The following is a 10,820-nucleotide window of genomic DNA, read 5'->3' on the forward strand; positions in this document are numbered from 1 at the left end:
GGGTCAGCCCTCCGCGGCGAGGATCTCGTCGAGCTTGTCGTAGCCCTCGCGCATGCCACGCTCCATGCCCTCGGACTGCATGTTCTCGAGCACCTCGACGGTCGAGAACACGCTGTGGTCGACGATCCGCGACCGGCCGCCCTCGAGCGCCTCGAAGCGGATGCAGTCGACGCTGACCTCGTCGGGCCAGCCCTCGAACTCGAACGTCTGGATGATCAGCTCGTTCTCGCGCACCGTGTGGAAGACGCCGCGGAACGCGTACTCGCCATCCTTGTCGCGCTGCACGAAGCGGTAGCCGCCGCCGGTGCGGAAATCCCAGTGGGTGATCTCGGTGCGCTCCTCGCCCGGTCCGATCCACTGCTGGAACAGCTCGGGATCGGCGTGCGCCCGGAACAGCGCCGCGACGGGAGCGTCGAACTCCCGCGTGATGTCGGCATACGACGTCCCCGGAACGGCTTCGATGATGAGCGGGTTGCTCATGATTCCTTCTCCTTCGTGTCGGTCGTGCGAGGGGGTTTCGAGTGATCGGATGCTGCCGCCGCGAGCACCGCGTCCAGCCGCCGGTACGCGCGCTCGGCGTCGATCCGGTAGCGGTCGATCCACGCGGTGAGCTGCTCGAGCGCCGCGGCGTCGAGGTGAACCGGCCGGCGCTGTGCATCGCGCGACCTCGTCACGAGCCCGGCGTCTTCGAGCACCCGGATGTGGCGCGAGACCGCCTGCATCGTGATCGGGAACGGCTCGGCGAGCTCCCCCACCGTGGCCGGGCCGCGGCTCAGGCGCGCGATGATCGCACGGCGCACCGGGTCGCCGAGCGCCACGAACGCTCGATCGAGTCGGTCATCGTCCATTGCTCAACGCATCCCTTTATCAACGTTTATGTTGAATAGAGTACGCACGGACGAGCGCGTGTCAACCCCTCGCCCGACGGGAACCCTCAGTCGGCGAGAGCGAGCACCGGCGCGAGGTCCTCGCGGCTGAGCCGGATCCAGGGCCCCGCGGGGTCGACGACCACCCCGGTGATCCCGTCGTCGCTGCGCAGCGCCTTCGCGAGCTGTGCCCCGGTGATCGGACCGGCGTTGTCACCACGACCCATGACGGCGATCTCGAGCGGGTGCGAGTACACCTCGAGGAAGCGACGCCCCTCCGCATCGCGCCCCTCCGCCAGGCCGGGCGCGCCGCTCTCGGCGACCCCCACCGCGACCCACAGCGGCACACGGGTGAGCGCCTCCGCCACCTTCCCGTTCATCTCGGGGGTGCGCTCCGCCGCGAGCAGGGTCTTCACCGTCAGCTGCGGATCGGCCTGCTCGACGGCCCGCTCGAGGAGCTCCTTCGGGAGCACGGCGCGAGACGGCGCGGACGCGGGGTCGATGATGATCCCGTCATAGGAACTGGCGAACACGTGCCGCAGCACCGTGAGCACGGGCTGACCCATCGCCGACGTCTCGACGTCGCCGTCTGCCTTGACGCTCGCCTGGAGCGCGGCGCCGCTCGAGTAGACCAGGGCGAAGGTGCGCTCCCCGGAGTTCGCGATCGCGAGCGGAAGCCCCTTGCCTTCGGCGAGGAGCGCCCGGGCGTCGCCCTTGACCCGCAGGAACAGATGCCCCTGCATCAGCTGCCGCGCGACGTCGAGCAGCGCCTGCGACGCCGGAGCGTCGCCGATCCGCCCGAGCGCGGCACGCAGCAGAACGTTGTCGCGCAGCCCCGGCACCGTCTCGGTCTGCTCAGGCGCCGTGCGCATCCACTCCCGCACACCCATGCGCGGCTGCGGTCCCGGCGGGACGGTCTCGTCGGCCTGCGGCTCGCGCGGCTGGGCCGGCTGAACCGGCTGAGACGCCGCAGGAGACACCCCGAGCCCGCCGAACGATGAGACGGAGATGGACACGGAGGCTGCAGCATCCGTCGCCGCGTCCTCAGCGGGCGCTCCGGGCGCGGTGCCGGCATCCGGGGTGGCAGCCTCCGCCTCGGAAACGGGCGCATCCGTTGCCGGAGCCTCCGCAGATGCGGAGGGAGCGACCGCTCCATCGGGTGCGATCTCGGCCGCGACGTCCTCAGCCTGTGCGGGCTCGGGGGAGGTCGGCGGCTGCTCGGCGGGCTTCTTCGGACGGCGCGAGAACAAGGCCATTGTGCGAGCCTAACCCGCCGCGGCGACGCGTCCCTCCGGATCAGATGCGACTCGGCACCTCCACAGGTCAGCTCAGCGCGGAGACCCCGGCGACGATCACCCCGATGCCGACGGCGAGAAGGGATGCCGCGAGCACGACGACGCCGCCCCACAGGAGAGCGATCGCGCGACCGGGGCGCTGCGGATCGCGTCCCAGCACCGACAGGAAGAATCCGCCGGGGATGAGAAGCGCGCTCGCGAGCACGCCGACCGACGCCCACTGCCACGGCATGGGGACGCCGACCGCCGACACCAGGAGGAGGCTCACGAGCCCCAGGATCACGAGCACGCCGGCGTGTGCGTGCCCGGCGCGGAAGAAGGACTTCTGCAGCCCGTTGAAGGGCAGACCGCGCGTCGCGATCCGCAGCAGGAAGGTGCCGCCCGACATGATGCCGATGACGGTGAGGATCGTCGCTCCGGCGACGATCGTGAGGATCGGATCCATCGTGACCTCCGTTGGATAGTTTCGCTCTCCAATATTGGATAGCTATAGTATCCAATGTCAAGACCTAGGGGGCCGCCTCATGAAGATCTCGGAGCTGTCGGAGCGCAGCGGGGTCCCCGTGGCCACCGTGAAGTTCTACATCCGCGAGGGCATGCTGCCGCGGGGCGAGGCGCTCTCGACGACGCGCGCCGAGTACGGCGAGGAGCACCTGACTCGCCTGAGGCTCATCAGCGCCCTCGCTGACGTGCGCGGACTCCCCCTGTCACGCGTGCGCGACATCCTCGCGCTCATCGACGCCCCGGAGGACGACCCCATCGCGACCCTCGGGCGCGCGGTGAGCGCGCTTCCCCCATACGTCGAGTCCGACCGCGACGACTATCCGCGAGCACGGGCGGCCATCGACGAACTCGGCCTCACGTATGACCCCGACTTCACCGCGGTCCCCCAGCTCGACGAGGCGCTGCGAGCCCTGGAGGCGGCGGGATTGGATGCCTCCCCCACCGTGCTCCGCCGTTACAGCGACGCGATGCGCCAGGTCGCGACCGAGGAGCTCGCGCCGATGGCCGGCATGTCCCGCGCCGAGGCGGTTCCCTATGCGGTGCTCGGCACCGCGCTGTACGAGCCGGTGATGCTCGCGCTCCGCCGCCTGGCCCACCACCACCTGCTCGTCGAGGGCAGCGATCGCTGATCAGCCCACCCCGGGTTGCACCCGAGAACGAGCCACCGCGTCAGAGCTTCGAGATCGGGGCGATCTTGATCAGCAGCTTCTTCGGGCCGGCGGAGTCGAACCGCACGTGGGCGACGCGCTTCGCGCCCTCGCCGGTGACGGCGTCGACGCGGCCCTCGCCGAAGTCGTCGTGACGGATGCGGTCGCCGGGCGCCAGCTCGAGGTCGCCGTTGTCGCGCACCTTGGCGGGGATCTTGTTCGCGAACCGCTCGAGGTTGCCCGACGGCTCGCGCCGTGCCAGCGGCACCAGGTCATCACCGTAGCGCCGACCGCCCGAACCGCCGAAGCCGGAGCCCGACCCCCGGCGCGCGTTCAGCGCGCGCGACTGCGTTCCGCCTCGCGAGTTCACGTCGCCCGGCGACTGGCGCCAGTGCAGCAGCTCGGCCGGGATCTCCTGCAGGAACCGGCTCGGCATCGCCACCGTGACCTCGCCGAACTGCGCGCGGGTCATCGCGAGCGACAGGTACAGGCGCTTGCGGGCACGGGTGATGCCCACGTAGAACAGCCGACGCTCCTCCTGGGGACCGCCAGGCTCCCCCGCCGAGATGCGATGCGGGATGAGGTCCTCTTCGACACCGGTGACGAACACGGCGTCGTACTCGAGGCCCTTCGCCGTGTGCATCGTCATGAGCGACACCGAGCCCGAGGCGTCCTCGAGGTCGTCGGCATCCGACACGAGGGCCACTTCGGTCAGGAAGTCGAGCAAGGTGCCCTCGGGGTTGTTGCGCGCGAACTCGCGCGCCACGGCCACCATCTCGTCGAGGTTCTCGATGCGCGCTTCGTCCTGCGCGTCCTTGCTGGCGCGCAGCGCGTCGTAGTAGCCGCTCTTGTTGAGCAGCAGCGTCAGACCCTCGGCGACTGCGGTCGGCGGGGGGAGCTCGCCCGACGCCGGAAGCATGATCTCGGATGCCTCGGCCAGCACCGCGTCGAGATGCGCGACGGCCGCCTGGATCTTGGGGCCGACGCCCAGCGCCGATGAGTTCGCGAGCGCGTCGCGGAACGTGATCTGCTGGTCGGCCGCGTACCGCGAGATCGTCTCGATCGTCACGTCGCCGATGCCGCGGCGCGGGCGGTTGATGATGCGGCGCATCGCCATCTCGTCGGCCGGGTTGGCGACGGCGACGAGGTACGCCAGGGCGTCCTTGATCTCGGCGCGCTCGTAGAACTTCGTGCCGCCCATGATCTTGTAGGGCAGCGCGGAGCGGATGAAGATCTCTTCCAGCGCACGCGACTGCGAGTTGGTGCGGTAGAACACCGCGACCTGCGAGTAGTCCACGCCGGCCCGGCGCAGGGCCTCGATCTCGTCGGCGACGAACTGCGCCTCGTCGTGCTGCGAGTAGCCCGTGAAGCCGACGATCTGCTCACCCTCGCCGACGTCGGTCCACAGCTTCTTGTCTTTGCGGTCGAAGTTGTGGCTGATGACGGCGTTCGCGGCCGACAGGATGTTCTGCGTCGACCGGTAGTTCTGCTCGAGCAGCACGACCTTGGCGCCCGGGTAGTCCTTCTCGAACTCGCTGATGTTGCGGATGTCGGCGCCGCGGAACGCGTAGATCGACTGGTCGGAGTCGCCGACGACGGTAAGCGACGCGCCCTCTTCGGCGGCGGGCTCCGGTTCGAAGATCATCATGCCGCCCGATGCGGCGAGGGGCGCGGCATCCGATCCGGGTGGACGCGTCAGCTCATGGATGAGCGCGTACTGCGCGTGGTTGGTGTCCTGGTACTCGTCGACCAGCACGTGCCGGAACCGGCGCCGGTACACATCGGCGACCTGCGGGAACGCGCGGAACAGGAACACCGTCTGCCCGATGAGGTCGTCGAAGTCGAAGGCGTTCGCCTTCTGCAGCTCCCGCTGGTACGCGCCGAACAACTCGACGAACACACGCTCGGCAGGGTCGCTCATGTTGGCCGTGCGGGCGTAGGACTCGGCATCCGCCAGCTCGTTCTTGAGCCGCGAGATCTTCGACTGCGTGGCCGCGGGTGTGAGGCCGAACGCGTCGGCCTCGTGCTCCTTGACGAGGCGCTTGATGAGCGCGCGCGAGTCGCCCGAGTCGTAGATCGTGAAGGACTTGGTGAAGCCGAACTGCTCGGCCTCGCGCCGCAGGATGCGCACGCACGCGGAGTGGAAGGTCGAGATCCACATGCCGCGCGCCGAGTCGCCGATCAGGTGCTCGACGCGCTCGCGCATCTCACCGGCGGCCTTGTTGGTGAACGTGATGGCCAGGATCTGACTCGGCCACGCCTCGCGGCCTCGCAGCAGCGACGCGATACGCCGCGTCAGCACGCTGGTCTTGCCCGAGCCCGCGCCGGCCACGATGAGCAGTGCCTGCCCGCGGTAGGTCACGGCCTCCCGCTGCTGCGGGTTGAGCCCTTCGAGCAGGTCGTCGTCGGGGCGTGCGCCGGGGGCCCGAGGGCCGATGTCTCTGCCGACGATGCTGGGGGTGCTGGCGTCCGTCATTGCCCGTCAAGTCTAGGCGCGCGCGCCGACACCCACGCCGTCCGCTTCCCGCCGCGAGGGCGGAAGGATGCTGTGCGTCACGGCAGCCGCGACGCAGCCTCCTTCAGCTTCCGCAGCGCGGAGGGCACCTCATCCAGTCGCTCCTCCGCCTCCTCGCGTGCGAGGCCGGCGATCGTCTCGTACGCGTCGGACAGCTCGCCGGCCCGGCCGGCGAGCGCGCCCTCGTGGGACACCCGGCGCGCGAGGAGCATCGCGTCGCGGTGCGCGCCGAGCGCGTCGTGCAGGTCGTCGCCGGCGTCAGCGATGGCTTCGACCTGCTGGGGGAACAGGTCTGGTGCCACGTCGGCGATCGCCTCGGCGACATACCGGGTGCGGCGTGCGGCCTTGCGCAGCTCGTGGTGCGCCTCGTCCGAGCCGTCGAGGCGGCCCTCGGCCTTCTCGACGCGCCGCGCTTGCGTCGCGAGCACGGCGGCGAGCACGTCGGCTGCGGACCGATCCGGCTCGGCGACGACCGCCGAGTCGACGAACTCCCGCAGCAGTCGCGCGCGCTTCTCCGCCCGCGGCGAGCGCGCGAGCTCCACGAGTCGCTCGTGAGCGACGGGGTAGGCCTCGCGCTGGCTCTCGACGAGCCGATGCACGACCGCCGGGTCGTCGATCTCGGCGCGCTCCAGCAGATGCTCCGCGACGTCGGCGCGCACCTCGATGTCACGCACGACGCCGAGCTCACGCCCCCACTCGGCGTAGGCGACCCGGACGCGCTCGGCAGCCCGGGCGTCGAGCGCCTCGCGGAATCCCCCGAGCACGCTGCGCAGCCGCCGCACCCGCACGCGGTGCTGATGCACGCCGTCGGGCTCGTCGGCCAGGGCTGCGGCGGCGCTGTCCTCGACCTCGGCCGCCGCGCGGCGCAGGATCTCTCCCAGGACCTCCCCGACGGTGGGGTTCTTCCGCGACCTGCGCATCCCCCGAGCCTAAGACTCGGGGGCTGGCCGGGGAGAGCTTTCAGCCGGGAGTGGGCAAGATGGACCTCATGCGCACCCTCCTCAACATCATCTGGCTCGTGCTGTCGGGCTTCTGGATGTTCCTCGGCTACATGCTGGCGGGGGTGGTGCTGTGCATCCTGATCCTCACCATCCCGTGGGGCATCGCCTCGTTCCGCATCGGCCTCTACGCCCTCTGGCCGTTCGGCCGCACGATCGTCGACAAGCCGACGTCGGGCGTCGGCTCGTTCCTCGGCAACGTCGTCTGGGTGATCCTGGCCGGCTGGTGGCTGGCGATCGGCCACATCATCACGGGCGTCGCGCTGTGCATCACGATCATCGGCATCCCGCTGGGCATCGCGAGCTTCAAGCTCGTCCCGATCTCGCTCATGCCCCTCGGCAAGGTCATCGTCGACAGCCGCTCGCTGCAGCCGGTCTGAGCCCGCCCGTGACTCCCCAGCCCTCATCCGCCGGCACAGCGGCCGACGCCACGATCGGCGCGACGCATCAGCCGCTGCGCGAACGCGTGCGGGATCTCCTCCGCGACCGCATCGTGCGCGGCGACTTCGTCCCGGGCGACCGCCTGGTGGAGCGGGTGCTCGCCGAGGAGATGGGCGTTTCACGCGTCCCCGTGCGCGAAGCGCTCACCCTCCTCAAGGGCGAGGGGTTCGTGCAGGAGGTGCCGCGGCGCGGCGTCATCGTCACTGTGCTGGCGAAGGAGGACGTCGACGACCTGTTCGACGTGCGCGTCGCCCTCGACGTGCAGTGCGCGCGCCTCGCGAGCGCGCGGGCGACGGATGCGGAGATCGAGGCGCTCGCCGCCATCGCCGACGACGCCGACGCCGCGCTCGCGCGGGGCGACCTCGGTGCGATCGCCGAGCTGAACCAGGCCTTCCACGACGCCCTTCCGCGCATGGCGCACAACCGCATCCTGGCGTCGACCCTCGAGCCGCTCGAAGGCCGGCTCCACTGGGTACTCCGCCAGAACCGGTCACCCGAGATCCTGCTCCGCGAGCATCGGGAGCTGGTCGAGGCCCTCGCCAAGCGCGATGTCGAAGCGGCGGCCGACGTCGCGCTGCGCCACGTGGACACGAGCCGCGCCCTCTGCCACGAGATCATGTTCGGCGACGAGGACTGAAACGCCGGAGGGGACAGGATGCCGCGGCCCGCAGCATCCGATTCATCACAGCAGTCGGCGTGCCGACGCCCAAGCCGTGAGCTCGTACCGTGACGAGAGCTGCAGCTTGCGCAGCACCGCGGAGACGTGCGATTCGACGGTCTTCATCGAGATGAAGAGCTCGGCGGCGACCTCCTTGTAGGCGTAGCCGCGGGCGATGAGCCGCATCACCTCCTGCTCGCGCGAAGACAGGCGGTCGAGCTCGTCGTTGGTCGTCGCGGTCTCGCCGACGGCGGCGCCGAAGGCGTCGAGCACGAAGCCCGCGAGGCGCGGTGAGAAGACGGCGTCTCCGTCGGCGACCGCGTGGACCGCGCTGCTCACCTCCGCGCCAGACGACCCCTTCGTGATGTACCCGCGGGCGCCGGCGCGGATGACGCGCACGACGTCCTCCGCGGCATCCGACACGCTGAGAGCCAGGAACCTCGTGGACGGCACGGACGGGGCAGCCTCGCGGATCACGGCTTCGCCTCCGGCCGCATCGGGACCGGATGCCGCGCCCGCCCCGGCCGGCAGGTGCACGTCGAGCAGCACGACATCGGGAGCCGTCGCTGCGATGACGGCCACCGCGGACGCTGCGTCGGCCGCCTCGCCGACCACCTCGACCGACGCGTCGAGGTCGGCACGCAGGCCCGAGCGAAAGATCGAGTGGTCGTCGACGATCACGACGCGCACGGTGCGTTCAGCCACGGCTCCCCTCCCGGGAGTATGCGGGCCCGGTGTCGGGCGAGGGGTTCGTGGAGAACCGCAGGTGCACCTCGGTGCCGCCGCTCGCTCCCCGCCGGATGGTCGCCGAGCCGCCCGCCCGGCGCATACGGCCGAGGATGGATTGACGGATGCCGAGCCTGTCGTCCGGGATGTCGTCGAGGTCGAACCCGGGGCCGCGGTCGCGCACGTACACGTCGACGGCGTTCGCGTTGCCCTCGATGTAGACCGACACGTCGCCGCCGGCGTGGCGGGCCGCGTTCAGCATCGCCTCGCGCGAGGCCGCAGCGACCTCGCCGCTCGCGCGCTCGGCCGGAAGCCCCGCCGAGACGACGTCGATGCGCACCGGATAGTCGAGCTCGAGCGCCGCGGCGTAATCGCGCAGGTCGGTCGGCAGATCGCTGTCGGCGGGGGCGTCGCCGTCGTAGAGCCACGCGCGCAGCTCGCGCTCCTGGGCGCGGGCCAGGCGTGCGACCTCGCTCGACGCACCCGCGCGGTTCTGGATCAGGGCGAGCGTCTGCAGCACCGAATCGTGCAGGTGCGCGGCCATCTCGGCGCGCTGCTCCTCGCGGATGCGCCGCACGCGCTCCCCCGAGAGCTCGCGCCAGCGGTCCACGAGGATCGACGAGTACACGAGCAGGATCCCCACGATGGGCACCAGCGCGATCACGAACCCTGCGACGCCGGTCTGCCGCAGCGCCGAGAGCTGCGTGAGCAGCAGCAGGATCAGGGCCACCGTCACCACGATGCGCACGACGTTCTCGTGCCGCGGGCCGCGCGCGGGGTCGCGCCGGTCGACGAGCGTCGCCCAGGCGCCGGCCGCGACCGCGAGCGCGGTCGCGAGGACCACACCTCCCACCCATCCGGGCAGCGACGCCCCGACGACGCCGTTCGCCCCGAACAGGACGATCGCAGCCATCGTCACCAGCGCGACCGCGATCGCGGCCCCGGTGAGCAGCCAGGCCACGGGCACTCGACGCGTCGGCACGTCGTGCGCGGACGCGGCCGGGGTGGCAGCACCCGTCCGCGGGTCGTCCCACGGCACGAACACCCACAGCCACGCGTAGAGCAGCGCGCCCGCGCCCCACACGACGGTCAGCACGACGAACGCGGCGCGCACGACCCACAGCGGCCAGCCCAGGTGGCGGGCGAGTCCCGCCGAGACTCCGGAGACGGCGCAGTCACGCGGACGACGCAGCGGCGGCGGCTCCGGCGGTGTCGGCGACGGCGCCACGCCCGCGGCGTGCGTCGACGTCGTGGGGAGGGGCATGCCGACAATCCAATCATCGTGCCCGACCCCCGAGCCACGATCCCGAGCGGAGATCAGGGACGCATCAGGGGATCACCCCATAGCGAGCCTCTCGCGGCGGCCGCCAGGGTGGAACCATGACCGACACGACCACCGCTCCCCCCACCGATCCGGGACCGCCGCCGACCGCCCCTCCGGGGCTGCCGACTGGCACGGACCGGTTCTTCTCGTGGGTGGAGGGCCTCGGCATCGTGCGGGCTGACGGCTGGCTCGGCGGAGTTTGCGGCGGCCTCGCGGCGCGGCTGCGGATCGACCCGATCATCGTGCGCGGCATCTTCGTCGTGGTGGCGCTCTTCGGATTCCCGGCGCTGCTGGTCTACGCGATCGCGTGGGCGCTGCTTCCCGACACGAGCGGGCGCATCCACCTGCGCGAGCTCTTCCAGGGCCGCTACGACGCCGCGATGACCGGCGTCTTCATCCTGGCCGTCGTCGGGTTCGTCCCCGTCGTGCCGTGGCTGCGCAACATCCTGATGTGGCCGCTGTGGGCGCTCACCGGGTTCGCCCCGTGGGCGTGGGACGGCTCGGGCATCTGGGACCTCGGCTCGCCGTTCGGCGGCATCGGAGTGATCCTCGCCCTCGCGCTCATCGGCACGGCCGTGTACTTCATCGTCCGGGCGGCTCAGGCCGGCCGGCCCTCCCGGGCGGGTGCGCCGATGGCTTCCGCGCCGCCCGCCCCGGTCGCGTCGCATTCGGGTGCGGACGCGGCCTCCCCTCTCGCGGCCGACGCCGCGGGCATCGCGGGTGCCGCCGGGGGGGGGCCCGCCGGGTCCCCGACCCGTCCCGGGTCGGTTTGGGGTGTGTGTTATAAAAAAAAACCAGCCCACCAGACAAAGTTCCCAAGCGTATTCCCTGGTGGGCGTTGAAAAC

At 71.1% G+C, this 10,820-nt stretch carries 12 protein-coding genes; 4 read left to right on the forward strand and 8 right to left on the reverse strand.

All coding sequences use genetic code 11. The annotated features are described in order from the left end of the window. Window positions 1–3: 3 nt before the first annotated feature. The 4 genes from ACFVSU_RS14000 to ACFVSU_RS14015 form a co-directional block, all read right to left on the reverse strand. The gene (locus ACFVSU_RS14000; protein ID WP_387143897.1) at window positions 4–480 is read right to left on the reverse strand and encodes an SRPBCC family protein; all 477 of its coding nucleotides are present in this window, start codon (window positions 478–480) and stop codon (window positions 4–6) included. Further along, on the reverse strand, window positions 477–848 hold the full coding sequence (locus ACFVSU_RS14005; RefSeq protein WP_387143900.1) for an ArsR/SmtB family transcription factor: 372 nt from the start codon (window positions 846–848) through the stop codon (window positions 477–479). The genes ACFVSU_RS14000 and ACFVSU_RS14005 overlap by 4 nt, the downstream gene beginning before the upstream one ends. A gap of 86 nt (window positions 849–934) precedes the next feature. Further along, entirely contained in the window at window positions 935–2,122 is a 1,188-nt protein-coding gene (locus ACFVSU_RS14010) for an SseB family protein (RefSeq protein ID WP_387143903.1), read from the reverse strand. A 67-nt stretch (window positions 2,123–2,189) separates the two neighbouring features. Beyond that, window positions 2,190–2,606 (reverse strand): hypothetical protein, encoded by a 417-nt coding sequence (locus ACFVSU_RS14015; RefSeq protein WP_387143906.1) that lies wholly within the window; start codon window positions 2,604–2,606, stop codon window positions 2,190–2,192. 79 nt (window positions 2,607–2,685) lie between these two features. On the opposite strand from ACFVSU_RS14015, the gene ACFVSU_RS14020 reads away from it, so the two are divergent. Next, a complete protein-coding gene (locus tag ACFVSU_RS14020) occupies window positions 2,686–3,294 on the forward strand; it encodes a MerR family transcriptional regulator (protein ID WP_387143909.1) in 609 nt (202 codons plus the stop codon). A 40-nt stretch (window positions 3,295–3,334) separates the two neighbouring features. Here the strand turns inward: ACFVSU_RS14020 and ACFVSU_RS14025 are convergent, their stop codons facing one another. After that, window positions 3,335–5,788 carry an ATP-dependent helicase gene (locus tag ACFVSU_RS14025; RefSeq protein WP_387143912.1) on the reverse strand — a complete coding sequence of 818 codons (2,454 nt, stop codon included), beginning with the start codon at window positions 5,786–5,788 and terminating at the stop codon, window positions 3,335–3,337. Between the two features lie 77 nt (window positions 5,789–5,865). Continuing rightward, window positions 5,866–6,747, reverse strand: coding sequence for a CHAD domain-containing protein (locus ACFVSU_RS14030; RefSeq protein WP_387143915.1), 882 nt, complete (start codon window positions 6,745–6,747; stop codon window positions 5,866–5,868). Window positions 6,748–6,815: 68 nt separating this feature from the next. On the opposite strand from ACFVSU_RS14030, the gene ACFVSU_RS14035 reads away from it, so the two are divergent. Both ACFVSU_RS14035 and ACFVSU_RS14040 read left to right on the forward strand, forming a co-directional pair. Next, the gene (locus ACFVSU_RS14035; RefSeq protein ID WP_387143917.1) at window positions 6,816–7,205 is read left to right on the forward strand and encodes a YccF domain-containing protein; all 390 of its coding nucleotides are present in this window, start codon (window positions 6,816–6,818) and stop codon (window positions 7,203–7,205) included. Between the two features lie 8 nt (window positions 7,206–7,213). Further along, on the forward strand, window positions 7,214–7,903 hold the full coding sequence (locus ACFVSU_RS14040) for a GntR family transcriptional regulator (protein WP_387143919.1): 690 nt from the start codon (window positions 7,214–7,216) through the stop codon (window positions 7,901–7,903). Window positions 7,904–7,948: 45 nt separating this feature from the next. On the opposite strand, the gene ACFVSU_RS14045 is transcribed toward ACFVSU_RS14040, so the two are convergent. Further along, a complete protein-coding gene (locus ACFVSU_RS14045) occupies window positions 7,949–8,629 on the reverse strand; it encodes a LuxR C-terminal-related transcriptional regulator (RefSeq protein WP_387143921.1) in 681 nt (226 codons plus the stop codon). Continuing rightward, window positions 8,622–9,914, reverse strand: coding sequence for a PspC domain-containing protein (locus tag ACFVSU_RS14050; RefSeq protein WP_387143924.1), 1,293 nt, complete (start codon window positions 9,912–9,914; stop codon window positions 8,622–8,624). Before ACFVSU_RS14050 ends, ACFVSU_RS14045 begins: the two co-directional genes overlap by 8 nt. Window positions 9,915–10,030: 116 nt before the next feature. Between ACFVSU_RS14050 and ACFVSU_RS14055 the strand changes: the two genes are divergently transcribed. Further along, complete coding sequence (locus ACFVSU_RS14055; RefSeq protein ID WP_387143927.1) at window positions 10,031–10,816, forward strand: PspC domain-containing protein; 786 nt, start codon at window positions 10,031–10,033, stop codon at window positions 10,814–10,816. Window positions 10,817–10,820 lie beyond the last annotated feature (4 nt).

The sequence above is a fragment of the Microbacterium sp. NPDC058062 genome, from assembly GCF_042885375.1.
GTDB lineage: Bacteria > Actinomycetota > Actinomycetes > Actinomycetales > Microbacteriaceae > Microbacterium > Microbacterium trichothecenolyticum_C.

What these genes read in the sequence shown, in the direction of transcription:
- ACFVSU_RS14020 (WP_387143909.1), top strand. Translation starts at nt 2,686, where the DNA reads ATGAAGATCTCGGAGCTGTCGGAGCGCAGCGGGGTCCCCGTGGCCACC.
- ACFVSU_RS14010 (WP_387143903.1), bottom strand. Translation starts at nt 2,122, where the DNA reads ATGGCCTTGTTCTCGCGCCGTCCGAAGAAGCCCGCCGAGCAGCCGCCG.
- ACFVSU_RS14055 (WP_387143927.1), top strand. Translation starts at nt 10,031, where the DNA reads ATGACCGACACGACCACCGCTCCCCCCACCGATCCGGGACCGCCGCCG.
- ACFVSU_RS14015 (WP_387143906.1), bottom strand. Translation starts at nt 2,606, where the DNA reads ATGGATCCGATCCTCACGATCGTCGCCGGAGCGACGATCCTCACCGTC.
- ACFVSU_RS14030 (WP_387143915.1), bottom strand. Translation starts at nt 6,747, where the DNA reads ATGCGCAGGTCGCGGAAGAACCCCACCGTCGGGGAGGTCCTGGGAGAG.
- ACFVSU_RS14050 (WP_387143924.1), bottom strand. Translation starts at nt 9,914, where the DNA reads ATGCCCCTCCCCACGACGTCGACGCACGCCGCGGGCGTGGCGCCGTCG.
- ACFVSU_RS14035 (WP_387143917.1), top strand. Translation starts at nt 6,816, where the DNA reads ATGCGCACCCTCCTCAACATCATCTGGCTCGTGCTGTCGGGCTTCTGG.
- ACFVSU_RS14025 (WP_387143912.1), bottom strand. Translation starts at nt 5,788, where the DNA reads ATGACGGACGCCAGCACCCCCAGCATCGTCGGCAGAGACATCGGCCCT.
- ACFVSU_RS14005 (WP_387143900.1), bottom strand. Translation starts at nt 848, where the DNA reads ATGGACGATGACCGACTCGATCGAGCGTTCGTGGCGCTCGGCGACCCG.
- ACFVSU_RS14000 (WP_387143897.1), bottom strand. Translation starts at nt 480, where the DNA reads ATGAGCAACCCGCTCATCATCGAAGCCGTTCCGGGGACGTCGTATGCC.